Source organism: Bradyrhizobium sp. YCK136 (assembly GCF_044570075.1).
Taxonomy (GTDB): Bacteria; Pseudomonadota; Alphaproteobacteria; order Rhizobiales; family Xanthobacteraceae; genus Bradyrhizobium; species Bradyrhizobium diazoefficiens.
The window spans coordinates 6,623,195-6,647,369 of record NZ_CP172424.1 but is presented as its reverse complement, the minus strand read 5'-3'; the positions used below and the strand labels follow the sequence as shown (position 1 = coordinate 6,647,369).

At 65.4% G+C, this 24,175-nt stretch carries 25 protein-coding genes and 1 pseudogene; 15 read left to right on the top strand and 11 right to left on the bottom strand.

Annotated elements, in window-relative coordinates:
- The first annotated feature begins 96 nt into the window (after positions 1–96).
- The 11 genes from ACFLEY_RS32040 to ACFLEY_RS31990 all read left to right on the top strand — a co-directional run bounded on the left by ACFLEY_RS32040 (position 97) and on the right by ACFLEY_RS31990 (position 9,744).
- Positions 97–867, top strand: coding sequence for an alpha/beta fold hydrolase (locus ACFLEY_RS32040; protein ID WP_038965790.1), 771 nt, complete (start codon positions 97–99; stop codon positions 865–867).
- 198 nt (positions 868–1,065) lie between these two features.
- Complete coding sequence (gene paaX / locus ACFLEY_RS32035; protein WP_060911070.1) at positions 1,066–1,929, top strand: phenylacetic acid degradation operon negative regulatory protein PaaX; 864 nt, start codon at positions 1,066–1,068, stop codon at positions 1,927–1,929.
- Positions 1,930–2,005: 76 nt separating this feature from the next.
- Complete coding sequence (gene paaA / locus ACFLEY_RS32030) at positions 2,006–2,998, top strand: 1,2-phenylacetyl-CoA epoxidase subunit PaaA (RefSeq protein ID WP_060912987.1); 993 nt, start codon at positions 2,006–2,008, stop codon at positions 2,996–2,998.
- 10 nt (positions 2,999–3,008) lie between these two features.
- On the top strand, positions 3,009–3,296 hold the full coding sequence (gene paaB, locus ACFLEY_RS32025; RefSeq protein WP_014496929.1) for a 1,2-phenylacetyl-CoA epoxidase subunit PaaB: 288 nt from the start codon (positions 3,009–3,011) through the stop codon (positions 3,294–3,296).
- Entirely contained in the window at positions 3,296–4,072 is a 777-nt protein-coding gene (paaC, locus tag ACFLEY_RS32020; protein ID WP_060911071.1) for a 1,2-phenylacetyl-CoA epoxidase subunit PaaC, read from the top strand. The genes paaB and paaC overlap by 1 nt, the downstream gene beginning before the upstream one ends.
- Positions 4,066–4,569 (top strand): 1,2-phenylacetyl-CoA epoxidase subunit PaaD, encoded by a 504-nt coding sequence (gene paaD / locus ACFLEY_RS32015; protein WP_060911072.1) that lies wholly within the window; start codon positions 4,066–4,068, stop codon positions 4,567–4,569. Before paaC ends, paaD begins: the two co-directional genes overlap by 7 nt.
- 2 nt (positions 4,570–4,571) lie before the next feature.
- Positions 4,572–5,654: a 1,2-phenylacetyl-CoA epoxidase subunit PaaE gene (gene paaE, locus ACFLEY_RS32010; protein ID WP_038965787.1), complete on the top strand. Its 1,083-nt coding sequence runs from the start codon at positions 4,572–4,574 to the stop codon at positions 5,652–5,654.
- 101 nt (positions 5,655–5,755) lie between these two features.
- The gene (gene paaI, locus ACFLEY_RS32005) at positions 5,756–6,205 is read left to right on the top strand and encodes a hydroxyphenylacetyl-CoA thioesterase PaaI (RefSeq protein WP_060912988.1); all 450 of its coding nucleotides are present in this window, start codon (positions 5,756–5,758) and stop codon (positions 6,203–6,205) included.
- A 32-nt stretch (positions 6,206–6,237) separates the two neighbouring features.
- Positions 6,238–7,569 carry a phenylacetate--CoA ligase PaaK gene (gene paaK / locus ACFLEY_RS32000; RefSeq protein ID WP_060911073.1) on the top strand — a complete coding sequence of 444 codons (1,332 nt, stop codon included), beginning with the start codon at positions 6,238–6,240 and terminating at the stop codon, positions 7,567–7,569.
- Positions 7,570–7,620: 51 nt separating this feature from the next.
- Positions 7,621–8,625, top strand: a complete 1,005-nt coding sequence (locus tag ACFLEY_RS31995) for a zinc-binding alcohol dehydrogenase family protein (protein ID WP_211433412.1) — start codon at positions 7,621–7,623, stop codon at positions 8,623–8,625.
- A 63-nt stretch (positions 8,626–8,688) separates the two neighbouring features.
- Positions 8,689–9,744 (top strand): YeeE/YedE family protein, encoded by a 1,056-nt coding sequence (locus ACFLEY_RS31990; RefSeq protein ID WP_060911075.1) that lies wholly within the window; start codon positions 8,689–8,691, stop codon positions 9,742–9,744.
- Here ACFLEY_RS31990 and ACFLEY_RS31985 read toward each other — a convergent pair.
- Together ACFLEY_RS31985 and ACFLEY_RS31980 are read right to left on the bottom strand one after the other, a co-directional pair.
- Complete coding sequence (locus tag ACFLEY_RS31985; RefSeq protein WP_309142066.1) at positions 9,723–10,049, bottom strand: EamA family transporter; 327 nt, start codon at positions 10,047–10,049, stop codon at positions 9,723–9,725. The genes ACFLEY_RS31990 and ACFLEY_RS31985 overlap by 22 nt on opposite strands.
- 51 nt (positions 10,050–10,100) lie before the next feature.
- On the bottom strand, positions 10,101–10,637 hold the full coding sequence (locus tag ACFLEY_RS31980) for a DMT family transporter (RefSeq protein WP_249162752.1): 537 nt from the start codon (positions 10,635–10,637) through the stop codon (positions 10,101–10,103).
- A 101-nt stretch (positions 10,638–10,738) separates the two neighbouring features.
- Here ACFLEY_RS31980 and ACFLEY_RS31975 point away from each other — a divergent pair, with 101 nt between their 5' ends.
- Positions 10,739–12,169 carry a PLP-dependent aminotransferase family protein gene (locus ACFLEY_RS31975; protein WP_171901331.1) on the top strand — a complete coding sequence of 477 codons (1,431 nt, stop codon included), beginning with the start codon at positions 10,739–10,741 and terminating at the stop codon, positions 12,167–12,169.
- A gap of 61 nt (positions 12,170–12,230) precedes the next feature.
- Here ACFLEY_RS31975 and ACFLEY_RS31970 read toward each other — a convergent pair whose 3' ends face one another.
- From ACFLEY_RS31970 to ACFLEY_RS31950, 5 genes and pseudogenes are all read right to left on the bottom strand, one after another.
- Positions 12,231–13,454 (bottom strand): bifunctional alpha/beta hydrolase/OsmC family protein, encoded by a 1,224-nt coding sequence (locus tag ACFLEY_RS31970; protein ID WP_060911077.1) that lies wholly within the window; start codon positions 13,452–13,454, stop codon positions 12,231–12,233.
- A 26-nt stretch (positions 13,455–13,480) separates the two neighbouring features.
- The gene (locus ACFLEY_RS31965) at positions 13,481–14,143 is read right to left on the bottom strand and encodes a sulfite oxidase-like oxidoreductase (RefSeq protein WP_060911078.1); all 663 of its coding nucleotides are present in this window, start codon (positions 14,141–14,143) and stop codon (positions 13,481–13,483) included.
- Positions 14,144–14,147: 4 nt separating this feature from the next.
- Complete coding sequence (locus ACFLEY_RS31960; protein WP_060911079.1) at positions 14,148–15,470, bottom strand: MFS transporter; 1,323 nt, start codon at positions 15,468–15,470, stop codon at positions 14,148–14,150.
- A gap of 33 nt (positions 15,471–15,503) precedes the next feature.
- Positions 15,504–16,739, bottom strand: a pseudogene (locus ACFLEY_RS31955) (cytochrome P450).
- A 66-nt stretch (positions 16,740–16,805) separates the two neighbouring features.
- Positions 16,806–17,015, bottom strand: a complete 210-nt coding sequence (locus tag ACFLEY_RS31950) for a ferredoxin (RefSeq protein ID WP_060911080.1) — start codon at positions 17,013–17,015, stop codon at positions 16,806–16,808.
- A 158-nt stretch (positions 17,016–17,173) separates the two neighbouring features.
- On the opposite strand from ACFLEY_RS31950, the gene ACFLEY_RS31945 reads away from it, so the two are divergent.
- Positions 17,174–17,821 carry a TetR/AcrR family transcriptional regulator gene (locus ACFLEY_RS31945; RefSeq protein ID WP_028172406.1) on the top strand — a complete coding sequence of 216 codons (648 nt, stop codon included), beginning with the start codon at positions 17,174–17,176 and terminating at the stop codon, positions 17,819–17,821.
- Here ACFLEY_RS31945 and ACFLEY_RS31940 read toward each other — a convergent pair.
- Genes ACFLEY_RS31940 through ACFLEY_RS31925 form a run of 4 tightly spaced genes read right to left on the bottom strand, consistent with a single transcriptional unit; the run spans position 17,818 to position 21,757 of the window.
- Complete coding sequence (locus ACFLEY_RS31940; protein ID WP_060911081.1) at positions 17,818–18,456, bottom strand: aspartate/glutamate racemase family protein; 639 nt, start codon at positions 18,454–18,456, stop codon at positions 17,818–17,820. The two genes, ACFLEY_RS31945 and ACFLEY_RS31940, sit on opposite strands and share 4 nt — an antisense overlap.
- 49 nt (positions 18,457–18,505) lie before the next feature.
- Positions 18,506–19,519 (bottom strand): amino acid ABC transporter substrate-binding protein, encoded by a 1,014-nt coding sequence (locus ACFLEY_RS31935; RefSeq protein WP_011085693.1) that lies wholly within the window; start codon positions 19,517–19,519, stop codon positions 18,506–18,508.
- 12 nt (positions 19,520–19,531) lie between these two features.
- Positions 19,532–20,881, bottom strand: coding sequence for an aspartate aminotransferase family protein (locus ACFLEY_RS31930; RefSeq protein WP_060911082.1), 1,350 nt, complete (start codon positions 20,879–20,881; stop codon positions 19,532–19,534).
- A 3-nt stretch (positions 20,882–20,884) separates the two neighbouring features.
- Positions 20,885–21,757: a MurR/RpiR family transcriptional regulator gene (locus tag ACFLEY_RS31925; RefSeq protein WP_060911083.1), complete on the bottom strand. Its 873-nt coding sequence runs from the start codon at positions 21,755–21,757 to the stop codon at positions 20,885–20,887.
- A gap of 87 nt (positions 21,758–21,844) precedes the next feature.
- Here ACFLEY_RS31925 and ACFLEY_RS31920 point away from each other — a divergent pair, with 87 nt between their 5' ends.
- Positions 21,845–23,032, top strand: coding sequence for an ABC transporter permease subunit (locus ACFLEY_RS31920; protein WP_060911084.1), 1,188 nt, complete (start codon positions 21,845–21,847; stop codon positions 23,030–23,032).
- 2 nt (positions 23,033–23,034) lie between these two features.
- On the top strand, positions 23,035–24,141 hold the full coding sequence (locus ACFLEY_RS31915) for an amino acid ABC transporter permease (RefSeq protein WP_211433413.1): 1,107 nt from the start codon (positions 23,035–23,037) through the stop codon (positions 24,139–24,141).
- Positions 24,142–24,175 lie beyond the last annotated feature (34 nt).

The window sequence follows — 24,175 nt, the reverse complement described above, 5'->3', positions numbered from 1 at the left end:
TTCATGTTGCGCTGCGGAACGTTCAAGAAGCCGGCGTACTGGAATTCATGCCCATTTGCCGGCATCGCGGCCGGCGCCGTCCCAAGGGAAACATTGATGACCGCTACTGCCCAGACGCTGCGTCCGCCGTCCCGTACCCTGATGTTTCTGGAAGGGCGCGCGATCCACGAGTTCGGCGCATTCCTCGGCGCGCTGCCACTGCTGAGCCTCGCGCCGCGCGGCGATGGGCATCCGGTGCTGGTGCTGCCGGGCCTTGTGGCCTCCGACGCGTCCACGCGCGCGCTACGCACCTTTCTGTCAGGCAAGGGCTACGCGGTGAGTGGCTGGCGCCAGGGCCGCAACTACGGCCTGCGTCCGGGCGTGCAGCATGCGATGGTCGACCTGGTCCAGGAGCTCAGCGACACGCATGGCCGCAAGATCAGCCTGGTCGGCTGGAGCCTCGGCGGCCTCTATGCGCGCCAGCTCGCCAAGATGATGCCCGAGCGCGTGCGCCAGGTGATCACCCTCGGCAGCCCCTTTGCCGGCGATCCGCGTTCCACCAATGCCTGGCGCGTCTATGAATGGGCGAGCGGGCAGAAGGCCGATCAGGTCGATCCGCGCTTCGGCGGCGAACTCGCCGTTCCGCCGCCGGTGCCGACCACCGCCATCTTCAGCCGCACCGACGGCGTCTGCGCCTGGCAGGGCTGCATGGAGAAGTCCGGCGCGCAGACCGAGAGCATCGAGATCGAGAGCAGCCATTGCGGCATGGGGCATCACCCGGCTGCGGTTTACGCTGTCGCCGACCGGCTTGCGCAGAAGGAAGGCCAGTGGAAGCCCTTCGACCGCAGCGGCTGGCGCAGCCTGGCGTATCCCGATCCGCATAGGTAGCTTCTTTGCCTCTCCCCGCGTGCGGGGAGAGGCCGGATTGCATCGAAGATGCAATCCGGGTGAGGGGGAGTCTCCGCGAGTCCGTCTCTTACCGTTTTTGCAGAAGCAGCCCTCTCCCCGTAAGAACGGGGAGAGGGAGAGTAACGGCGTCGCTCCCGTCCATTGTCGCGCCTGCACCAAACGCGCTATGCCTCGCACATGGCGCATCCGCTCTCCCGCATCATCGACCAGCTCAAGCGCGAACCGTCGCGCACCGGCTCCATCGTCATCACCGTGTTCGGCGACGCCATCGTGCCGCGCGGGGGCTCGGTGTGGCTCGGCACGCTGCTGGAATTCTTCGAGAGCCTGGACATCGACAGCGGGGTGGTGCGCACCGCGATGTCGCGCCTGGCGGCTGACGGCTGGCTGACGCGTGAAAAGGTCGGCCGCAACAGTTTCTATCGTCTCGCCGACAAGGGCCACCAGACCTTCGAGGCCGCGACGCGCCACATCTACGATCCGCCGCCGTCGGACTGGACCGGGCGTTTCGAGCTGCTGCTGATCAATGGCGAGGACCGCGACGCCTCGCGCGAGGCGCTGCGCAATGCCGGCTTCGGCAGTCCGCTGCCCGGCGTGTGGGTTGCGCCGTCGGGCGTGCCGGTGCCGGACGAGGCTGCGGGCGCTATCCGTCTCGAGGTCTCCGCGGAGGACGACAGCGGGCGCCGGCTGCTCAGCGCAAGCTGGCCGCTCGATCGCACCGCGGATGCCTATCTGAAGTTCATGAAGACGTTCGAGCCGTTGCGCACCGCGATCGGCCGCGGAACGACTCTCTCCGACGCCGACGCCTTCACCGCGCGGATCCTGCTGATCCACCACTATCGCCGCGTCGTGCTGCGCGATCCGCTGCTGCCCGAGAGCCTGCTGCCTGCGGATTGGCCGGGCAGGGCCGCCCGCGAACTCTGCGGCGAGATCTATCGCGCGCTGCTTGCTCCGTCCGAACAATGGCTTGATGGCCATGGAACCAATGAAAAAGGGCCATTGCCGGTGGCGCGAAAACTCCTGGAACGGAGGTTCGGCGCCTGACCTTTATGTTACAGAAATATCTTGCATGACGTAATTTCTGTTATATATTATCTCCCAATAAAATGGGAGGATGCGCATGTACACCCGGGCGCTGAATATGGCCGAGACTGATGATCGCGGTCTTGAGGACGCAGGCAGCGCTGCGCAGTTCCAGGCTCGCATCGATGCGGAGGAGCGCATCGAGCCGAACGACTGGATGCCGGCGGCCTATCGCAAGACGCTCACCCGCCAGGTCTCCCAGCACGCCCATTCCGAAATCGTCGGCATGCTGCCCGAAGGCAACTGGATCACGCGTGCGCCGACCTTGCGCCGCAAGGCCGCGCTGCTCGCCAAGGTGCAGGACGAGTGTGGCCACGGGCTCTATCTCTATGCCGCCGCAGAAACGCTTGGCGCCTCGCGCGAGGAGCTGGTCGATGCCATGCTCGCCGGCAAGGCCAAGTACTCGTCCATCTTCAACTATCCGACGCTGACCTGGGCCGACATCGGCACCATCGGCTGGTTGGTGGACGGCGCCGCGATCATGAACCAGATCCCGCTGTGCCGCTGCTCCTACGGTCCCTATGCGCGCGCGATGATCCGCGTCTGCAAGGAGGAATCGTTCCACCAGCGCCAGGGCTACGAGATCATGCTGACGCTGTGCCGCGGCTCGGACGAGCAGAAGGCGATGGCGCAGGATGCGCTGAACCGTTGGTGGTGGCCGGTGCTGATGATGTTCGGTCCGCCCGATGCCACGAGCCAGCACAGCGACACCTCGACGAAGTGGAAGATCAAGCGCTTCTCCAATGACGAGCTGCGCCAGAAATTCGTCGATGCCACCGTGCCGCAGGCGCAATATCTCGGCCTCACCATTCCCGATCCCGGCATGACGCAGGATGCCGAGGGGCACTGGCGCTACAGCGAGATCGACTGGACCGAATTCAAGCAGGTTCTTGCCGGCAACGGCCCCTGCAATCGGGATCGCATGGCGGCGCGCCGCAAGGCGCACGAGGAGGGGGCCTGGGTGCGCGAAGCCGCCGCCGCCTATGCCGCGAAGCGCGCGCGTCGCCAGACCGCGCAAGCAGCCGAGTAAGGAGATCACGATGGCCACGCCGAACACGCCGCTGTGGGAAGTCTTCATCCGCAGCCGCAACGGGCTCGCGCACAAGCATGTGGGATCGCTGCATGCCAACGATGCCACCATGGCCCTCCAGGCCGCCCGCGACATCTACACCCGCCGCGGCGAGGGCCTGTCGATCTGGGTCGTGCCGTCCACCGCGATCACCGCGAGCGATCCGGCCGAGAAGGGCATGATGTTCGAGCCGGCGGAGTCAAAGATCTACCGGCACCCGACGTTCTATGAGGTCCCCGAAGAAGTGGGGCACATGTAATGTCCGTCGCCAACACCCAGGTCTCCGAAACACCGCTGGTGCTCTACGCCCTGCGCCGCGCCGACGATGCGCTGATCCTCGGTCACCGGCTGTCGGAATGGTGCGGGCATGCGCCGATGCTGGAAGAGCACATGGCGCTCTCCAACATCGCGCTCGACCTCATCGGCCAGGCGCGCGAGCTCTACACCTATGCCGCCAAGGTCGAAGGCAAGGACAATGACGAGGACAAGCTCGCATACCTGCGTGACGTCAGGCAGTACCGCAACCTGCTGCTGGTCGAGCAGCCCAACGGCGACTTTGCCCAGACACTGGTGCGGCAGTTCTTCTATTCCGCCTTCGCCGACCTCTACTGGCGCGCGATGATGACCTCGCGCGACACGACGCTCGCCGCCATTGCCGCCAAGTCCGAGAAGGAGAGCGCCTATCATCTGCGTCATGCCTCGGAATGGATCATCCGGCTCGGCGACGGCACGGACGAGAGCCATCGACGAGCGCAAGCCGCGATTGATCATCTCTGGGCCTTCACCGGTGAGATGTTTGCCGTCGACGACGGCGAGCGCGCCCTGATCCATGCGGGTGTCGCCATCGATCCCGGTATCTTGCGCGGTCGTTGGCTGAAGATGCTTTCCGATGTCGTCAGCGAGGCTACGCTCGAGCTGCCGCAGAACGACTGGATGCAGCAGGGCGGCCGCGCGGGCCGGCACAGCGAGCACCTCGGCCATCTCCTGTCGGAGCTGCAATCGATGCAGCGTACCTTCCCGGGGCAGACATGGTGACGGTGCTAGAGAGCGGTGCCGATCTGCGTCAGCGCGCCTGGGATGCTGCGGCGAGCGTGGTCGACCCGGAAATCCCGGTGCTGACGATCGCCGATCTCGGCGTACTGCGCGACGTCGTTCTCGACGGCGACCATGTCGAGGTCGCGATCACCCCGACCTATTCGGGCTGCCCGGCCATGAACATGATCGCGCTCGAAATCGAGGTCGCGCTGGAGCGCGCCGGCTTCCATCGTCCGAAGGTCCGCACGGTGTTGTCGCCGGCCTGGACCACCGACTGGATGAGCGAGGAGGGGCGGCGGAAGCTGCGCGCCTACGGCATCGCGCCGCCAAAGGCTTCGAACTCGCGCCGCGCGCTGTTCGGCGAGCAGTCTGTCGCGTGTCCGCAATGCGGTTCTGACAAGACCGAGCTGTTGTCCGAATTCGGCTCGACCTCCTGCAAGGCGCTCTGGCGCTGCAAGGCCTGCCGCGAACCCTTCGATTACTTCAAGTGTCATTGATCATGTCAGCAGCCGCACCGCGCTTCCATCGCCTGGCCGTCAACGATCTCCGCCGCGAGGCCTCGGACGCCATTTCGGTGACCTTCGCCATCCCCAGCGAACTCGCCAGCGATTACGCTTTCACGCCCGGGCAGTACCTGACGCTCCGCACGATGCTGGACGGTGAAGAGGTGCGCCGCTCCTACTCCATCTGCTCCGGCCCCGACGACGGCGAGATCCGCATCGCGGTGAAGAAGGTCGATGGTGGTGCGTTTTCGAGCTGGGCCGCCGATGAACTCAAATGCGGCGACGAACTCGACGTGATGACGCCGACGGGCCGCTTCGGCGCTGTCGCGCCGGCCGATACGGGGCGGATCCATGTCGGCTTTGCCGCCGGCTCCGGCATCACGCCGATCCTGTCGATCGTCAAGGGCGTGCTCGCACGCGAACCGGATAGCCGCTTCTTCCTGTTCTACGGCAACCGCACGACCGACAACATCATGTTCCTCGAGGCGCTCGAGGAGCTCAAGGACCGCTTCATCGACCGCCTCTCGATCTTCCACGTCATCTCCGGCGAGGAGCAGGACATTCCGATCCTGCATGGCCGGCTCGACGGCGACAAGGTGAGGGTGCTGCTGCGCTCGCTGGTGCCGGCGGGAAGCGTCGATCACGTCTTCATCTGCGGTCCGTCTGGCATGAGCGAGGACATCGAGGCGACCTGCCGCGATCTCGGTATCGCCGAGGAGCGCATCCACGTCGAGCGCTTCGTCTCGGAATTCGGCGGCAAGCCGCGGCCGAAGAAGGCTGTTGCACCCGACGCGCCACCGAAGGCGATCGCCTCGCTGATCATCGACGGCAAGCGCCGCGACGTGCCGGTCGCCGAGGACGAAGCGATCCTCGATGCCGCGCTGCGCGCCGGCGTCGATCTGCCCTTCGCCTGCAAGGGCGGCATGTGCTCCACTTGCCGCGCCAAGCTGGTCGAGGGCGAGGCGCCGATGGACATCAACTATTCGCTGGAGCCGTGGGAGCTGAAGGCCGGCTTCGTCCTGACCTGCCAGGCCAAGCCGTCGTCCGAGCGGGTCGTGGTCGACTATGACCATGTCTGATCGGGCGGATCAGTACCCAACAATGCAAATGCGTCGCATTATTTGACAGCTCGAACCAACCAGCAGAACATCATGTGCAGGAAATTGGCCGGGAGAAGCGCGTGAACGTCAAAGCCGCCCTGTCGCCTGAGGATATTGCCCGCGCCTGCGCCGATGCGATGTGGGCGGAGGACGATGCCTCCAAAGGTCTCGGCATGGAGATCGTCGAAATCGGCCCGGGCTTCGCGACGCTGGCCATGACGGTGCGGCCGGACATGGTCAATGGCCAGCGCATCGCCCATGGCGGCTTCATCTTCACGCTCGCCGATTCCGCCTTTGCGCTTGCCTGCAACTCGCACAATGAGCGCGTGGTCGCGGCACAGGGCCAGATCACCTTCATCACGCCCGGCAGGCTCGGCGATCGTCTCGTCGCGAAGGCAAGAGAGGTCACCCGCAGCGGCCGCTCCGGCATCTACGACGTGCGCGTCACCGCCGGCGACATCGTCATTGCGGAATTCCGCGGGCATTCGCGCGTCATTCCCGGCACGTGGTTGCCGGCACACGACCAATAAAGAAAAGAACAGATCAATGTGGGGAAACGAGGATGGCTCTGACCAGGCTCAAGGAAGGTGGCACCAGCTATCGTGCCGAAATGGATGCGCATGAGCGCGCCTCACGTGACGAGATCATGGCGCTGCAGAAGCAGCGGCTGGGCTGGTCGCTGAAGCACGCCTACGACAACGTCGCGCATTATCGCAAGGCCTTCGACAAGGCCGGCGTGCATCCGTCCGACTTTCGCGAGCTTCCCGATCTCGCGAAGTTTCCGTTCACGGTGAAAACGGATTTGCGCGACAATTATCCTTTCAACATGTTCGCTGTGCCGCGCGAAAAACTGGTGCGCGTGCACGCCTCCTCCGGCACGACAGGTAAGCCGATCGTCGTGGGCTACACCCAACGCGATATCGACACCTGGTCGGAAGTCATGGCGCGCTCGATCCGCGCTGCCGGCGGCCGCACCGGCATGATCATCCACAACGCCTACGGATACGGCCTCTTCACCGGCGGGCTTGGCGTGCACTACGGTGCCGAAAAGCTCGGCTGCACGGTGGTGCCGATCTCCGGCGGCATGACCGAGCGGCAGGTGCAGCTCATCAACGATTTCCGCCCCGACATCATCACGGTGACGCCGAGCTACATGCTGGCGATTCTCGACGAGTTCAAGCGCCAGAAGCTGGATCCACGCCAGTGTTCGCTCAAGGTCGGCATCTTCGGCGCCGAGCCCTGGACCAATGCGATGCGCGGCGAGATCGAGGACGCCTTCGACATGGATGCGACCGACATCTATGGCCTCTCCGAGGTGATCGGTCCCGGCGTCGCGCAGGAATGCATCGAGACCAAGGACGGCCTGCACATCTGGGAGGACCATTTCTATCCCGAAGTGATCGACCCCGAGACGGGCGCGGTGCTGCCAGATGGCGAGAAGGGCGAGTTGGTGTTCACCTCGCTCACCAAGGAAGGTTTTCCGGTGATCCGCTATCGCACCCGCGACCTGACGCGGCTGTTGCCGGGCACGGCGCGGCCGGGCATGCGGCGGATGGAGAAGGTAACGGGCCGCTCGGACGACATGATCATCCTGCGCGGCGTCAATCTGTTCCCGACCCAGATCGAGGAGGTGCTGCTGGCCACCGACTGGTGCGGCGGCCACTTCATCCTCGAATTGACCCGCGAAGGCCGCATGGACGAACTGACCATCATTGCCGAGGCGCGGCCCGAGAGCTGGGACGGCCGCGGCCTCGTCGACCATGCCGACCGGATCTCGACCCACATCAAGAACACGATCGGCATCAGCTCCAACGTGCGGGTGGTCGCGCCCGCCACGCTGGAGCGCTCGCTCGGCAAGGCCAGGCGGCTCTACGACAAGCGCCCGAAGGATTGACTTGACCACCCGTAAGGGCGACAAGGCCCGCGAGAAATCGCGGGTCTTTCCATGTCACCAGCCGATACCAAAGCCGTCGAAGCGCGCTGTGTGCGCCTCAATGCCAAGGCCGAGAACGCGGCCGCGCTTGCGCCGGTTGTCGAGCGTCAGACGCTCACGCGGGGTCCAAACGATCTCCTGATCGAGGTGAAGGCGGCTGCCGTCAATCCGTCCGACGTCAAGGCCGCGACCGGGCTGATGCCCTATGCCGTGTTTCCGCGCACGCCGGGCCGCGACTACGCCGGCGTGGTGATCGATGGACCGACCGGTGCGGTCGGCCGCGAGGTGTTCGGTTCCTCCGGCGATCTCGGCATCCGCCGCGACGGCACCCACGCAACCCATCTCGTCGTCGAGGCCGATGCTGTCGTGGAGAAACCCAGGACGGTGTCCTGGGAGGAGGCTGCCGGCATCGGCGTTCCCTTTGTCACCGCGATGGAAGGCTTTCGCCGCGCCGGCGTGCCGAAGGCCGGTGAGACCGTTCTGGTGTTCGGCGTCAATGGCAAGGTCGGCCAGGCCGCGGTGCAGATCGCGACATGGCAGGGCGCGCGCGTCATCGGCGTGGTGCGCAAGGTCGAGACCTATGAAGGCCATAGCAACGCGTCCATCGAGGTGATCGATGCCTCCGCGACCGATGTCGCCACGCGGGTGCGCGAAGTGACCGGCGGTAAGGGCGCCGACATCGTCTTCAACACGGTCGGCGATCCCTATTTCCAGGCCGCGCACAAGTCGCTCGGCTTGCGCGGCCGCCAGATCCTGATCGCCGCGATCGACCGCATCGTGCAGTTCAACATTCTCGAATTCTACAGAGGCCAGCACACTTACGTCGGAATCGACACGCTCGGCTTGTCCTCGACGGCGACTGGCGCGGTGCTGCGTGACCTCGGCCCCGGCTTTGCGGGCGGTCACCTGAAACCGTTTCCGATCAAGGCGAATGCCGTCTATCCGCTGGAGCGTGCCAAGGCAGCGTATGTCGCGGTCGCCGGCTCCTCGCGCGACAGGGTAATCCTGCGGCCGTGAAACGCGTCATTGCTTCGCTGCGCTCGCAATGACGGAGAATGACGAGAGATCTGAGAACAACCGATGGAATCCGCGCAACTCGTCATCCTCGCCGGCCTCGTCATCGGCCTGATCTACGGCGCCGTGGGTCTGCTGAGCGGCTTCTGCCTGATGAGCAGCATGCGCGGCCTTCTGGCGGAAGGAGACGGCCGGCTGGTGCGGTCCTATGCGCTGGCGATCGCTGTCGCGGTCGCCGCGAGCCAGGTCCTGGCCGGCAGCGGCGCCGTCGATCTCGGCAAGTCGATCTACCTGCAACAATCCTTCTCGGCGCCGGTGCTGTTCCTCGGTGGCCTGCTGTTCGGCTACGGCATGGTGCTGTCGAACGGCTGCGGCTCGCGCGCTCTGGTGCTGCTCGGCCGCGGCAATCTCCGTTCCTTCGTGGTGGTGATCGTGCTCGCCATCGCCGCGCAGATGACGCTCAAGGGCCTGGTTGCACCGGCGCGCATTGCGCTGGTCCAGGCCTCGCAAGCCACGGTCAACACGAATTCGCTGCCGTCGCTGCTGGCGGCGTTCGGTCCCTCTGAGGCTCTCTCGCGCGCGATTGCCGCTGCCGTGATCGTCGTCGCGTTGACCCTGTTTGCGTTCGCCCAACCGACATTCCGCCGTTCGCCCGGCCAGATCGCGGCAGGAATCATCGTCGGCGTCCTCGTCGCCGGCGGCTGGTTCGTCACCGGCTATCTTGGCGCCGACGACTTCAACCCCGTCCCGGTGACCTCGCTCACCTTCGTCGCGCCGATCGCAGATGCCTTGCAATATGCGATGCTCTCGACCGGCCTGACGCTCAATTTCGGCGTCGCGACGGTTGCCGGCGTCTTCGCCGGCAGTCTGGTGACGGCACTCGCTACTGGCCGCTTCAAGCTCGAAGGCTATTCATCGCCGCGCCATATGCTGCGCTCGGCGGGCGGCGCCGCGATGATGGGGATCGGCGGCGTGATGGCGTTCGGCTGCTCGATCGGACAGGGGCTCACCGGTGTGTCGACGCTGGCGCTGGGCTCGTTCGTTGCGCTCGCCGGCATCCTGCTCGGCACGACGGCGGGCCTGCGCGGCGCGCTTCGCGTTCAACCTCTCGCGATGGCCTGACTGCGCAGCAGGCGATCGCCGAGCGTTGCCAGGCCTATGCCGGCGACGATCAGTCCGGCCGCGACGGCAAGGCTCACGTCGATCGGTTCGCCGAGGAGGATCGCCGCGCTGGCAATGCCGACGAGTGGCGTCGCCGTGGTGCCGAGCGACGTCGTCAGCGCCGAGATGCTCTTGTTGACCATCGACATCGCCCAATAGGCAAGCGCCGTCCCGATCAAGCCGGAATAGAGGAACAGGAGCACGAGCCTCCACGACCAATTTACGTGCGGTATGCCGTCCACGATTGCCGCGGTGATCGACAGCACCACCGTTGCCACCAACACCTGCCAGATCAGGAGCTGAAGCGGGGAGGCGAGTCAGCGATGCGCGCGTATATAGATGATGTTTGCGGCCCACGAGATCGCTGCGAGGATGACCATGCCGGCGCCGAGCATGACGTTGCCATTGGTCCAGTCGATCGACGTCGGGTTCAGGATCACGGCAAGGCCGATCAGTCCGAGCAGGGCGCCGGCGACCTTTGGCGCGGTCAGCGTGTCCTTCCCGATCAGGGGCGCGGCGATCGCGACCCAGAGCGGCGTGGTGTAGCCGAGCACGACGGCCTTGCCCGCGGGCAGGAAGCGCACACCGGCCGCAACCAGGACCGAGAACACCGTCATGTGCAGAAGTGCCACGCTGAGAACCACCGGAAAGTCGCGTCGCTCCGGGATCACGAGATTGTTGCTCAGTCCAAGGATCACGAACAAGGCAGCCAGGGCTATCCAGCTGCGGATCGCCGAAGTCCACAGTGGCGAAAGGAGCTGGACGAGCTGCTTCGTCACCGACCAGTTCACACCCCAGGCCAGCACGACGATCAGGAACAGGCCGACGGCCGCGCGGGGTGACAGGGAGTTCATCTCGGAGGTCCTTGAAGCAGTCTGGCCTCGCGGATAGCATCCGGGCTGGCACCTGGAAAAGTGCCAGATCGAGAAGGAACAAGGTGCCAGTTTCAGAAGAGATGATCGCCGGCTTGATCGAGTTGAAGCGGACCGGTGAGGAAGGGCTGATGGCTCAACTGACGAGCCAGCTCAGGGAGCTGATCGGAAGCGGCCGCATCGGCAAGGGCCGCGGGCTGCCGTCGAGCCGACAGCTTGCGAGTGATCTCGGGGTCTCGCGCAACACCGTGACCTATGCGTTCGAGCAGCTTGCCGCCGAAGGGTACTTGGCTGCGTCGCACGGGCGACGCCCGGTCGTGACGGTCGACGGCGGTGAGCGTATCGAAGCAGCGGGCGCTGCGACATCAGGTGTCCGCTCCGGCATGCCGCGCCTCTCTCCCTGGGCCTCAAAGCTCAAGCAGGCGGACTGGCCGATGTCTTATCTCGCGCCGCTAAAGCCGTTGCGACCGGGGCTTGGCGATGTCAGGGAGTTTCCAAACGAGATCTGGGCCCGCTGTCTGCGCCGCAGCGCGGTGCGTGCGGCGAGGCGCGATCTCGGCCCCGTCAACCGGCCGCGCTTGCGCGAGGCGCTGGCGCATTATCTGGCGACCAGCAGAGGCGTTCGCGCCACCGCGGACCAGATCATGATCCTGCCAAGCGCACAGGCGGCGCTCACTTTGATCGCGGCTGTCGTCATCACGCAAGGTGACGAGGTCTGGGTCGAGGATCCCGGCTATCCCGGCGCCGCGGCTGCCTTTCGTGCCTCCGGCGCGCGCGTGACCGGCATCAGGCTGGACGTGCAGGGCATGCAGCGGATGCCTGGCCTTGCGGCTCCAACGCTGATCTTCATGACACCGTCGCACCAGCATCCGACCGGCCGGCTGATGTCGCTGGCCCGCCGCACAGAGTTTCTTGGCCTGAGCAGGCCCGGCAAGACCTGGATCGTCGAAGACGATTACGACGGCGAATTCCATTATGACAGCCGGCCGGTGCCGGCGTTGCAGGGGCTCGATACCCATGGTCGCGTCTTCTATGTCGGCACGTTCTCGAAGGCGATGACGTCGGATATCCGGCTCGGCTATCTCGTGGTGCCGCCGGCGCTGGTCGGCACCCTGGAGATCGCGCAGCGGCACATCGGGCTGATCGCCGCCAGCCACATCCAGGAAGCGCTGGCCGAGTTCATTGCCGACGGGCATTTCCTCGCGCATCTGCGCCGGATGCGCCGGCTCTACCATGCGCGCCGCGATCATCTCGTCGAGGGGCTGGAGCGGCATCTCGGCGAGGTACTCACGGTCGAGGTGCCCTCGGGCGGCATCCAGCTCGTCGCGCGCCTCAAGCGTGGTCGCGCTGATCAGGCTGCTGTCAAGCGGCTGGTCGCAGCGGGGGTTGAAACGCGCGCCTTGTCCAGCCTTGCGCTCGGCCGGCCGCGCGATCACGGCCTGCTGCTCGGCTTTGCAGCCTGGCGCGAGAACGAGATCAGCGCCGCCGTGCGGACGATGGCATCGTGCTTCTAGAGCATGATCCGGAAAAGTGTGAAGCGGTTTTCCGAAAAGATCATGCTTAACCAATAAGGCGCTAGTCCACGGCCTTGGTCACGATGCGGATCTCCGAGGTCAGCGTGCGGTGCACCGGGCATTTGTCGGCGATCTCCATCAGCTTCCTGCGCTGCTCGGCGTCGAGCGCACCGTCCATCGCGATGTCGCGCTCGATCTGGTCGAGCATGCCCTCGCGCGTCTCGCATTCCGCACAATCCCTGGCGTAGATCTTGGAATGTTTCAGCGTGACCGTGACGCGGTCGAGTGGCAGCGATTTACGGTCGGCATAGAGGCGCATGGTCATAGAGGTGCAGGCCCCTAAGCCTGCGAGCAGGAAGTCATAGGGGCCGGGCCCGGCATCCTCGCCGCCGGCCGCGACCGGTTCATCCGCCACCAGATGATGCGGCCCGACGGTGATGATCTGATTGAACTTGCTCCTGCGGGTCTCCTGCACCACGACCTTGCGCGGTTCTTCAGCGAGATCCATCGGCTGTGCGGGCTTTGCGGCGTCGATATAGTGGCTTGCCCAGGCCGCGATCACGTCGGCCGCGTAGAGCGCGTCGGCCGGCCTGGTGAGGAGATGGTCGGCGTGGTCGAGCGAGACGAAGCTCTTGGGATGCTTGGCCGCGACGAAGAGCTTGGTTGCATTGTCGATGCCCACGGTGTCGTCGACCGGCGAGTGCATCACCAGCAGCGCCTTGTGCAGGCCGGTGACGTCCTTCATCAGCTCATGCTCGGCGATGTCTTCGAGGAATTCGCGCTTGATGCGGAATGGACGCCCGGCAAGCGACACTTCGACCTCGCCCTGTGCGCGGATCGCGTCGACATGTTCCCTGAACAGGCCGGTGACGTGGGCGGGGTCGGATGGCGCTGCAATGGTCACCACCGCTTTCGCCTCGGGAACCCTGCTGGCCGCGGCGAGGATCGCAGCGCCGCCGAGGCTATGGCCGATCAGGATCGAGGGCGCCTTGCGCGTCGACCGCAGATGATCGGCCGCGCGTACGAGGTCGGCGACGTTCGAGGAGAACGTCGAATTGGCGAAATCACCCTCGCTGGAGCCGAGCCCGGTGAAGTCGAAACGCAGCACCGCGATGCCCTTGGCGGCGAGCGCGACCGAGATGCGCTTGGCCGCCAGCGTGTCCTTGCCGCAGGTGAAGCAGTGTGCGAACAACGCGAAAGCCGCGGGCTCGCCGTCCGGCAGCTCCAGCGCGGCCGCGAGCTGATGGCCGCCTTCGCCGGTGAATTGAAAGCGTTCCGTCGGCATGGCCTTTCCCCGTCTCTTGGTTGGACTTAATCGCCTGAATAGCGCTGCTCGGCCCAGGGATCGCCGCGGTTATGATAGCCGCGGACTTCCCAGAAACCCGGCGCGTCCCCGGTCAGGAATTCGATCGCCTGGAGCCATTTGGCGCTCTTCCAGAAATAGAGATGCGGCACGACCAGCCGCACCGGGCCGCCATGCTCCTCCGAGAGCGGCTGGCCGGACCAGCTATGGGCGAGCAAAGCGTCCTCGGCGGCAAAGTCTTCCAGCGTAAGGTTGGTGGTGTAGCCGTCATACGAATGCAGCACGACGAAGCGTGCATCCTCGCGCGGCTGGCAGGCCGCGAGCAGCTCGCGCGTGGCGAGGCCTTCCCAAAGGTTGTCGTAGCGCGACCAGGTCGTCACGCAGTGGATGTCGGAGGTGAACTCGGCCTGCTTCTGTGCAGTGAACTCGGCGAAGGTCCAGAACACGGGATGTTCAATCGCACCGTAGACGTCGAGCCGCCAGCGCTCACGCGAGACCGGTGGCACGACTCCGAGGTCGAGCACCGGCCAGTCCTTCGTGAGGTGCTGGCCCGGCGGTAGCCTTTGATCTTCCGGACGCGTGATCTTGCCCGTGAGGAAGCGGCCCTCGCGCGCCCATTTCTCCTTGGTGCGCGTCAGCTTGCTGTCGGGTGGCTCGTTGTCGTCGGCCATGAGCTTACTCGTGGCGATGCATTGCGGAGGCGTGCTTGGTGTCGCGCATGGTGGAATAGATGATCAGCGACAGGCAGATGACGCCGGCGAGGTAGAAGTAGAACCATTCCTCGTGCCCGATGCTCTTGAAGTAAAGCGCGATCGCCGGTGCCGTGCCGCCGAAGATCGAGACCGTGATGGCATAGGGCAGGCCGACGCCGAGCGCGCGGACATTGGTCGGGAACAGCTCGGCCTTCACCACGGCGTTGATCGAGGTATAGCCGGCGACGAACAGCCAGGCACAGCAGATCAGGATGAAGGCCATGAATGGCGACTTCGTCTCCTTCAGCGTCATCAGCAGCGGCACGGTCGCCAGCGTGCCGGCGACGCCGAAGAAGATCAGCAGCGGCTTGCGGCCGATCTTGTCGGAGATCGCACCGTAGATCGGCTGCAGGATGGTCGCGAAGATCAGCGTGCCGAAGATCACGAAGGTGGTCTGGTCTTCGGTCAGCCCGACCGAGAGCTTGACGAAGGTCTGCATGTAGGTGGTGAAGGTGTAGAACGCGGCGGTACCGCCGGCGGTGAGACCCACCACCAGGAGCAGCTCGCGTGGGTAGCGCAGCAAATTGGTGATCGAACCGGTCGGCTTCACCACCTTTTTGGCTTCCTCGAAGGCCTCAGTCTCGTGCAGATTGCGCCGCATCACCGCGGCAAAAATCGCGAGCGCCGCGCCGATCGCAAACGGGATGCGCCAGCCCCAGGCCTTCAGCTCGTCGGGCGTCAGGAAGACCTTTTGCAGGAGCAGCAGCACGATGATTGCGGTGAGCTGACCGCCGATCAGGGTGACGTATTGGAAGCTGGAATAGAAGCCGCGGTGCTTGGGATCGGCGACCTCGCTGAGATAGGTGGCGCTGGCGCCATATTCGCCGCCGAGGCTCAGGCCCTCGATCACGCGGGCCAGCGCCAGGATCACCGGCGCTGCAAGGCCGATCGTGGCATAGGTGGGTGTCAGGGCAATGATCAGCGAGCCGAAGCACATGAAGACGACGGACAGCGTCAGCGAGATACGGCGGCCGAAATGGTCGGCAAGGTAGCCGAAGAACCAGCCGCCCAGGGGCCGCATCAGGAAGGTCGCTGCGAATACGACGGCGACGTTCAATTGCTGCACGACCGGGTCGTTGCCGGGGAAGAAGGCCGGGGCGAAATAGAGCGCGAACGCCGTATAGGCGTAGAAATCGTACCATTCGACGAGATTGCCGATCGAGCCGATGAAGATCGCCTTGATCCGCCGCTCGGCGTCGGCGACGTCAAAATGCTCGGAGGCCGGTTTGATTACTTGGTCTGTCACGTCCGGCCTCTCTCTATCCCTGTTTGGAGAGGCCTACATCGCCTTTCCGAGCAGAAATGGCAACTGCCGGGGGCCTCTCACCGTGCCCTGCGACCAGGTCACGGTGCCTGCCGGATCGAGGCGAAAATCCGGGATCCGCTTCAGCCATTCCTCCAGCGCAACCTGCATCTCCATCCGCGCAAGGTTGGAACCGACGCAGCGATGGATACCGAGACCGAACGCGGCGTGGCGGTTCTCCCGACGATCGATCACGACTTTGTCAGCGTCCGGAAACGTCAGCGTCCGGAAACATTTTTGGATCGCGATTGGCGGCCGGGAAGGACAGCAGCACCATGTTGCCCGCCTTGACCGGGCAGCCCGAGATCGTGGTCTCCTTGACCACCTCGCGCGCCATGGTCACCGGCGAATAGGCCCGCAGCAGCTCCTCCACGGCGATCGGGATCAGACCAGGCTCGGCGATCAGCCGTTCGCGGTCGGCCGGCGTTCTGGCGAGATGCCAGAGCGAGGAGCCGATCGCGCTCCAGGTGGTGTCGATGCCGGCGATCAGGAGCAGGCGGAGTGAGCCCAGCACGTGGAACTCTTCCAGCGGCTGACCTTCCTTGTCCTTGGCGTTCATCAGATAGGAGATGAGATCGTCGGTCGGCCTCGATCTGCGCTCCTCGATATGCGTCCTGAAATAGGCGCTCATCTCCTGCACGGCCTGGAGCAGCATGGTCTCGTCCTTGATGCCGAGCTCCAGGATCATGTGGATCCAGTTCACGAAGAGGTCGCTGTCGCTCTCGGAATGCCGAGCATATGGGCGATGGCCCGAACCGGGATGTATTTGCTGTAGCGCGCTGCGGCATCGACCTTGCCGTCGGAGATGAAGCCGTCGATCAGCTCGTTGCAGATGGCGCGGACCCGCGGCTCGAGCTTCTTCATCGCGTCCGGGGTGAAGGGCGGCAGCAGCAACTGCTTGGCCGGCTTGTGCACGGGAGGATCGGAGGTGATCGGCGGGGCGGCATTCCTGGCAATCTCCGGCCGCACGTCGCGGACGATGATGCGGCGCGAGGAGAAATGCTCGGTGTCGTTGGCGATCTCGCGCACCGCCTCGTAGGTCGTCGGCATGTAGCAGCCGAGGAATCGCTCGGTGTGCACGACCGGGCTTGCGGCGCGCAGCTCATTCCAGATCGGAAACGGATCGTCCGTCCATTGCGGATCGGTGTGGTCGAAATCGTTGACCCAGTCGGTGACGGGCGGATGGGCGACGGGCTCGCTGACGTCGGACATGTCGGGGGCAATCCTCGGCTGGTGGTCGCTGGAATCACGCGCACGCGGGCAGACAGGAAGCTCGCGCTACTCCTCGATCACATCGATTGCGATTTCCGGGCAGTTGGATTTGGCAAGCCACGCCTTGTCTTCGAGTCCCGGCGGGACCGTGCCATCGCCGGCTTCATGCGCGTTGCCGTATTCGTCGAGCTCGAACAGCTCCGGCGCCAGCGCCTTGCAGCGCGCGTGGCCCTGGCATTTGTCGGGATCGACGTGAACCTTCAGTCGCTCTGTCATGGCGGCTACCCTGGTCGTATGCGCGCGGCGCCTGAAGGGCGGCCCGCGTTCCTCATGTCAATTTTATCGGCGGCTTTGCCGCTCGGTCTAAGTTATATGCTATTACATTCGCGGCGGGCTTCCCCTGTCAAGCGCAAACTTATAGGCTTTGCCGTAACATGCGTTCACAACTCGCTCGCAAGCCCGAGAATACCTACCACCATGGCGATCTCCGTGACGCCCTGATCAAGGCCGCGTTGCGCGAGGCAGAGCAGGGCGGCGCCGAGGCGATCAGCATCAAGGCGCTGGCAAAGCAACTCGGCGTCTCGCAGCCGGCGCCCTATCGGCACTTCGCCGACCGCGAGGCGCTGCTGGCGGCAGTGACGGCGGAGGCGTTCCGGCAGCTCAGCGCGATCCTGCGCGAGGCGATGGCAAAGCCGTCCAGGCAATCGAAATTGTCGAGGCTGGCGCAGGCGACGCTCGATTTCGGCCTGCGCCGCAACGGCATCTACCGCCTGATGTTCGCTTCGCGCACCGTCTCATGCGCGGCCAAGGGCAGCGAGCTGCACGAGGCGACGCGCGAGACGCTTGGGCTCGTGATCGAAGCCCTGGAATCGCCGGCGGTCGGTTATTTGCGCGAACGGCAAGCGCTGAAGATCTGGGCGGCGGTGCATGGCGTGGTGATGCTGGCCGAGCAGGGCCTGTTCACCGGCGAGCCGGCGCATGCCACGCGCGAGGAGCTGGTCGAGGATTTTGTGAGCGAAACCAAGGCCGCGCTCGCACTGGCAATCAAGAATGCACGGCGCCGGACGAAGGCGGGCGCCTAAGCGCTGGCTTTCAGCAGCCTCATCAGCTTCTCGATCGCGCTGTCCGGCGTCGTCACGACCGGGCGACCGGTGGCCTTCGCGACCAGCGGCGCCGTCGCCGCGATGCTGAACTGTGCCAGCGCGATGACGTCGCAATCGCGTAAGTGGCGCGAGGCGTCCGCGATCAGCCGGTCGTGCGTGGCGCGGTCGCCGCGATCGAGCGCCGCCAGTGCGCCCTCGGCGAGTTTCGGCACGATCTGGACCGAAGCGGGGAATTCCGGCGGCATCGAGACCAGCGTCGGCGGGAAGGTCGAGAGCAGGCCGATCCGCTTGCCCATCGTCACCGCGCGCTCGATCATCGCTTCGTTCGGCTTCAGCACTGGCATCGGCGCATGGGCGCGCGCCACCGCCTCGATACAGGGGCCGAAGGCCGAACAAGTGAAGAGGATCGCGTTTGCCCCCGTTGCCACCGCGTAGTCGCCGAGCGCGAGGAAACGCTCGGTCATGGCGTCGGTGAGCTGGCCGTCGCGCGCGAGATCCGCAGACAGGCTGTCGTCGAGTAGGTTCATCAGTCGCGCCTCGGGCCACGCTGTCGCGAATGCCGCCTCGATCGGGGCAATGGAATGCTTCAGGGCGTGGATCAGGGCGATGCGCATGGGATCTCTCTTCTCCCTCTCCCCCTAAGCGGGGGAGAGGGAGAATTCCTTACTTGAACGGCACGGCGTACATCAGGCCGCCCTTGCTCCAGAGGCCGTTGAGGCCGCGATCGAGCTTGAGCGGGCTCGCCTTGCCGACATTGCGCTCATAGATCTCGCCGTAATTGCCGGTGGCCTTGATCGCCGTGACCAGCCATTTGTTGTCGAGCCCGAGCCGCGAGCCGAGATCGCCGGAGGCCCCCAGCAGCCGCTGGATCGCCGGCGTCTGCGACTTCGCCATCTCATCGACGTTGGCCTGGGTGACGCCGAGCTCTTCGGCCTCGATCAGCCCGTAATGCAGCCAGGTGATGATGTCGCTCCAGACCTCGTCACCGTTGCGGGTGAAGGGCCCGAGCGGCTCCTTGCTGATGGTCTGCGGCAGCACGACGTAGTCGGCCGGGTTGGGCGCTGCGGTCGTCACGGCGCCGGCAAGCGCGGACGCATCCTGGGTCATGGCATCGCAGCGGCCGCCGAAGAAGGTCTGGTACATGGTGTCGACGCGGTCGAACACCAGCGGCTTCCAGTCGATGCCGTTGGCGCGGCCGTAGTCGCCGAGCGTGACCTCGTGCGTGGTACCCTGCGCAACGCAGACCGTGGCGCCCTTGAGGTCCTTGATGTCCTTTACGCCAAGGTCCTTCTTCACGACAAAGCCCTGGCCGTCGTAGAAGTTGATCGGGCCCTGGCGCAGGCCCAGCGTCACGCCGCGCAAATAGGTCTGCGTCGAGTTGCGGTAGAGCACGTCGATCTCGCCCGATTGCAGCGCGGTGAAGCGATTCTGCGCTGTCAGGGAGACGTAACGCACCTTGCTGGCATCGCCCAGCACGCCGGCCGCAAGCGCGCGGCAATAGTCGACGTCGAGGCCCTTGTAATTGCCTTGCGAGTCCGGCGCCGAGAAGCCGGCAAAACCTGCGCTGACGCCGCACACCAGCGTGCCGCGGCTCTTTACCGTGTCGAGCGTCGCCGCCTGCGCGGCCACCGCCGATGCTGCGAGCACGCCGGCTGCGATAACCACTTTCCTCATCATGCTACTCTCCCCTCAATGATTGACACTACGCAACACGTTGTCGACGGCGGTGCCGAGCTTGTCGACGATCAGGTCGATCTCGGCGACTGATGCGATATAGGGCGGTGCCAGCAGCACGTGGTCGCCGCGGACGCCGTCCACGGTGCCGCCGCCGGGATAGCAGCCGAGGCCGTTGGCGAAGGCCTCCGCCTTGATCTTCTGGTTGAGCTTGAGCGCCGGATCGAACGAGGTGCGGCTGGCGCGATCGGCGACGAGCTCGATCGCCCAGAACAGGCCGCGCCCCCTGATATCGCCGACATGGCGGTGATTGCCAAAGCGCTCGGTCAGTCGCTGCTCGAGTTGTCGGCCGCGCTCTTTCACGCGATCGAGTAGGCCGTCCTCGCGGATCACGTCCTGCACCGCGAGCGCGGCCGCGCAGGCGAGGGGGTGCGCCAGATAGGTATGGCCATGCTGGAAGGCGCCCGAGCCTGACCGGATGGTGTCGATGATCCTGCCGCTCGCGAGCATCGCGCCGATCGGCTGGTAGCCGCCGCCGAGCCCCTTCGCGATCGCCTGGATGTCTGGGGCGACGCCTTCCTGCTCCCAGGCATGCGTGGTGCCGGTGCGGCCCATGCCGCACATGACCTCGTCGAGGATCAGCAGCGCACCATGCCGGTCGCAGATTTCGCGCACGGCCCTGAAGTAACCGTCCGGCGCCGTCACCGCGCCGGCGGTGGCGCCGACGACGGGTTCGGCGAGGAACGCCGCAACGGAGTTGGGACCGAGCCGTTGAAATTCAGCTTCTAGCTCGGCTGCGAGCCGCGCTACGAACTGCGCATCCGACTCGCCGTCGTGTTTCTCATGATAAGCAAAGGCGGGAGTCACATGGTTGAAGGCGGCTGACAGCAGCGGCGCATAGGGCGCCCGGCGCCAGGCATTGCCGCCGGCGGCGAGCGCGCCGAGCGTATTGCCGTGATAGCTCTGCCGCCGCGCGATGAAATGCTGTCGCTGCGGCTCACCGCGCTCGATGAAATATTGCCGCGCGAGCTTGATGCTGGCCTCGATCGCCTCCGAACCGCCGCTGACGAAATAGGCGTAGGCGAGACCGCCGGGCTCGTGTCCGACCAGCGTCTCGGCCAGTGCTTCTGCCGGCTCGGAGGAGAAGAAGGCGGTGTGCGCATAGGCCAGCGTCGACGCCTGCTTCGCCATCGCCGCGATCACGCGCGGATGCTGGTGGCCGAGACAGGAGACCGCGGCGCCGCCGGAGGCGTCGATGACGCGCCGTCCGTCCTCGGCGAAGAGATAGACGCCTTCGCCGCCGATCGCCTTGGGCGGCGTTTCGCGTAGCGAGCGGTGCAGCACGCGGCTGGTGCGAGTGCTCATGGATCAACCTTTCTCCGAGACGTAGGTGGTAGCTGCGGCAAGCCGCGCCTCGGTATTCTCCAGACGCTTCTTCGCGGCGATGCCGCCGAGCGAGAACGTCACCGCGGCAAGCGACTGTGCAATCGCGATCGCGCCGGTAAGGCTTGGGAAAAAGCCCGGGGAAGAGGCTGCCTCGAACAGCAGCACATGGTCGGCGCCCTCGGCCATCGGTGCTGATACGCTATCGGCGATCGCAATCAGCGTCGCGCCGGCACGATAGGCGGCCTGCGCGACCCGGACGCTCGCGTGCGTATAGGGCAGGAAGCCGATGACGATGACGGCTTCGCCGGGGCGGAAGGCGCCGAGATCCAGATCGTCAGGACCGGACGCGCCGACGAGTTGCACCTGTTCGGGGCGAAATAGCCGCAGTTCGTAGTTCAGAAGTTCCGCGACGCTGCGGCAGCTGCGATAGCCCGCGATCCAGATCCGCTTGGCGTCGTGCAGCGCGCCGGCCGCCTCTGCAATCGGCTGCGCCGGAATGCGCGGAAGGCCGGCGGCCTCGGCCTCGAGCTTGTCGGTAACGAGCGCGACGTCGGCGTGCGGACCATGACGCCGGCTCTTGGCGCGGCCGGAGAAGGGCGAGGTCTGCGACGGCCGCCGTGCCTCGGTCAGCGCCGCGCGCAACGCGTCCCAGCCGGAATAGCCGATGGCTTTTGCAAGCCGCGTGAACGCGGCGGGATCGGCGCCGGCAACGGCCGCGAGATCGCGCATCGAGCGGGTGGTGGCGTCGTAATCATTGGCGGCGACGAAGCGTCCGACCTCCTGCAAGCGCATCGGGAGCGATGGCAATGCAATGCGCAGTTCGCTCAGCGGCGAGGATTTCGCGGGCTCGGCCATGAAACATTTGTTGCATGAATTGGCTTTTGGTGCAACAGTTGACGTGCGCCGCCGGAAATCGTTGCTTTTGAGAAGGATTTTTGCGCTGTGACATCAGATGGTCCGAGACCGCCGCCGCGCCGCCGCTTGTTCGGCGGCTTCGGACAACGGGAGCTGAAAGGCCTGTTCTGGCAGGTCCTGGTGGTCGGGATCGCGGTCGGGGTGATCGCCTTCCTCTGGTCCAACACCGTCACCAATCTCTCCGCTCGCCGGATCACCACGGGCTTTGCCTTTCTCGGCCGCGAAGCGGGCATGCCGATCGCCGACAGCCTGCTCGCCTATAGTCCGCGCGACACCTACCTCTGGGCCTTCGTCGTCGGGATCGCCAACACTCTGCGCGTTGCGGTGATCGGCATCGTGCTCGCGACCATCCTGGGCACGCTGATCGGGATCTCGCGGCTGTCGGCCAACTGGCTGCTGTCGCGGCTCGCCGCCGTCTATGTCGAGACGCTCCGCGACATCCCGCTGCTGCTTCAGCTCCTGTTCTGGTACGTGCTGATGCAGGGGCTGCCGGCCGCGCGCGCGGCGTTCCGGCCGCTCGAGGGAGTGTTCCTCTCCAATCGCGGCCTGATCCTGCCGGCGATCCCGATCGGGGCGCCGCAACTCTGGGTGCTCGGCACCGCCGCGCTGGGCTGCGCCGTATTCTACGTCTTCAGACGATGGCAGATCGCGCAGCAGATGCGGGACGGCAAGCCGCGGCCGGCATGGACGTTTGCGCTCGGCCTGATCGTCATGCTGCCGGCGGCAGTGTCGGTGCTGCTAGGTGTGCCCTGGGCGATCGAATGGCCCGAGCTGCGCGGTTTCAACTTCGTCGGCGGGCTGACGCTGGCCCCGGAATATTTTGCGCTGCTGATCGCGCTCGTCACCTACACCTCGGCCTTCATCGCCGAGATCGTGCGTAGCGGCATCCAGTCGGTGCCGCGCGGGCAGTGGGATGCCGCCAACACGCTCGGCCTGCGCCGCAGCTTCATGCTGCGGCAGATCATCCTGCCGCAGGCGCTCCGCGTCATTGTGCCGCCGATGACGAGCCAATACCTCAACCTGACCAAGAACTCCTCGCTCGCGGTCGCGATCGGCTACCAGGACGTGGTCTCGGTCGCCAACACCACGCTGAACCAGACCGGGCAGGCGATCGAGGCGATCGCGCTGATCATGGCGGTGTTCTTGACCATCAGCCTCGGCATCAGCTTCTTCATGAACTGGTACAACGCGCGTATCGCGCTGGTGGAGCGCTGAGCATGACGGCGATCACCGATAGTCCGGGTGCACCGCGCGCCGCGCGCCGCCCGCAGATGGGAAATCCGGTGCTGCGCTGGCTGCGCACCAATTTGTTCTCGTCGATCCCCAACGGCATTCTGTCGGTCGTGCTGCTGGCGATCCTCGCCAAGGGCATCTTCAGCTTCGTGCAGTGGGGCATCGCGAATGCAGTGTGGCTGACGCCCGCGAACGATTCCAGCGCGTGCCGTGCCGTCCGCGGCTTCGGCGCCTGCTGGGCGATCATCCCCGAGAAATATCGGTTCATCCTGTTCGGCACCTATCCGTTCGACGAGCAATGGCGGCCGGCGCTGTCGGTGATGCTGTTCATCGCGCTGTTCTATCTCTCCAGCCGCCGTGCTTTCTGGCGGCGCGAGCTGGTCTATCTCTGGATCGGTGTGCTGGCGCTGATCAGCGTGCTGATGTGGGGAGGCGTGTTCGTCCTGTCCTTCGTGTCGCAGGACCGCTGGGGCGGACTGCCGGTGACGCTGATCCTGGCGACCTTCGGTCTCGCCTTCGGCTTCCCGCTCGGTATCCTCGTCGCGCTCGGCCGGCGCTCAAAGCTGCCGGCGATCCGCTCGCTCAGCGTGCTCTATGTCGAGCTGATCCGCGGCGTGCCGTTGGTCAGCCTGCTGTTCATGGCGAGCGTGATGTTTCCGCTGTTCATGCCCAGCGGCTTCAACATCGACAAGCTGCTGCGTGCGCAGATCGCGATCATCCTGTTCGCGGGCGCTTACCTTGCCGAAGTCATTCGCGGCGGCCTTCAGGCCGTGCCGCGCGGACAATACGAGGCCGCCGAGGCGCTGGGGCTGTCCTATTGGCGCAAGCACCGGCTGATCGTCCTGCCGCAGGCGATCCGCCACGTCATCCCGCCGCTGGTCAACACCTTCATTGCCTTCTTCAAGGACACCAGCCTCGTCCTCATCATCGGCATCTTCGACCTGCTGACGACGGCCAAGACGGCGATCATCGATCCGGCCTGGCAGCAGTTCTCGGTCGAAGTCTACATCTTCGTCGCCGCGATCTATTTTGTGTTCTGCTTCGCGATGTCGCGCTACAGCCGCGGCCTGGAGGCGGCAAGCGGACGGTGAGGTGATCTTCCTTCTCCCCTTGTGGGAGAAGGTG

Coding starts and splice junctions, on each gene's coding strand:
- paaE (WP_038965787.1), top strand. CDS start 4,572: ATGTCAGCAGCCGCACCGCGCTTCCATCGCCTGGCCGTCAACGATCTC.
- ACFLEY_RS31975 (WP_171901331.1), top strand. CDS start 10,739: ATGATCGCCGGCTTGATCGAGTTGAAGCGGACCGGTGAGGAAGGGCTG.
- paaA (WP_060912987.1), top strand. CDS start 2,006: ATGTACACCCGGGCGCTGAATATGGCCGAGACTGATGATCGCGGTCTT.
- paaB (WP_014496929.1), top strand. CDS start 3,009: ATGGCCACGCCGAACACGCCGCTGTGGGAAGTCTTCATCCGCAGCCGC.
- ACFLEY_RS31925 (WP_060911083.1), bottom strand. CDS start 21,757: ATGGCCGAGCCCGCGAAATCCTCGCCGCTGAGCGAACTGCGCATTGCA.
- ACFLEY_RS31980 (WP_249162752.1), bottom strand. CDS start 10,637: ATGAACTCCCTGTCACCCCGCGCGGCCGTCGGCCTGTTCCTGATCGTC.
- paaD (WP_060911072.1), top strand. CDS start 4,066: ATGGTGACGGTGCTAGAGAGCGGTGCCGATCTGCGTCAGCGCGCCTGG.
- ACFLEY_RS31915 (WP_211433413.1), top strand. CDS start 23,035: ATGACGGCGATCACCGATAGTCCGGGTGCACCGCGCGCCGCGCGCCGC.
- ACFLEY_RS31945 (WP_028172406.1), top strand. CDS start 17,174: ATGCGTTCACAACTCGCTCGCAAGCCCGAGAATACCTACCACCATGGC.
- ACFLEY_RS31970 (WP_060911077.1), bottom strand. CDS start 13,454: ATGCCGACGGAACGCTTTCAATTCACCGGCGAAGGCGGCCATCAGCTC.
- ACFLEY_RS31990 (WP_060911075.1), top strand. CDS start 8,689: ATGGAATCCGCGCAACTCGTCATCCTCGCCGGCCTCGTCATCGGCCTG.
- ACFLEY_RS31940 (WP_060911081.1), bottom strand. CDS start 18,456: ATGCGCATCGCCCTGATCCACGCCCTGAAGCATTCCATTGCCCCGATC.
- paaK (WP_060911073.1), top strand. CDS start 6,238: ATGGCTCTGACCAGGCTCAAGGAAGGTGGCACCAGCTATCGTGCCGAA.
- ACFLEY_RS31995 (WP_211433412.1), top strand. CDS start 7,621: ATGTCACCAGCCGATACCAAAGCCGTCGAAGCGCGCTGTGTGCGCCTC.
- ACFLEY_RS31965 (WP_060911078.1), bottom strand. CDS start 14,143: ATGGCCGACGACAACGAGCCACCCGACAGCAAGCTGACGCGCACCAAG.
- ACFLEY_RS32040 (WP_038965790.1), top strand. CDS start 97: ATGACCGCTACTGCCCAGACGCTGCGTCCGCCGTCCCGTACCCTGATG.
- paaC (WP_060911071.1), top strand. CDS start 3,296: ATGTCCGTCGCCAACACCCAGGTCTCCGAAACACCGCTGGTGCTCTAC.
- paaX (WP_060911070.1), top strand. CDS start 1,066: ATGGCGCATCCGCTCTCCCGCATCATCGACCAGCTCAAGCGCGAACCG.
- ACFLEY_RS31935 (WP_011085693.1), bottom strand. CDS start 19,519: ATGATGAGGAAAGTGGTTATCGCAGCCGGCGTGCTCGCAGCATCGGCG.
- ACFLEY_RS31950 (WP_060911080.1), bottom strand. CDS start 17,015: ATGACAGAGCGACTGAAGGTTCACGTCGATCCCGACAAATGCCAGGGC.
- ACFLEY_RS31930 (WP_060911082.1), bottom strand. CDS start 20,881: ATGAGCACTCGCACCAGCCGCGTGCTGCACCGCTCGCTACGCGAAACG.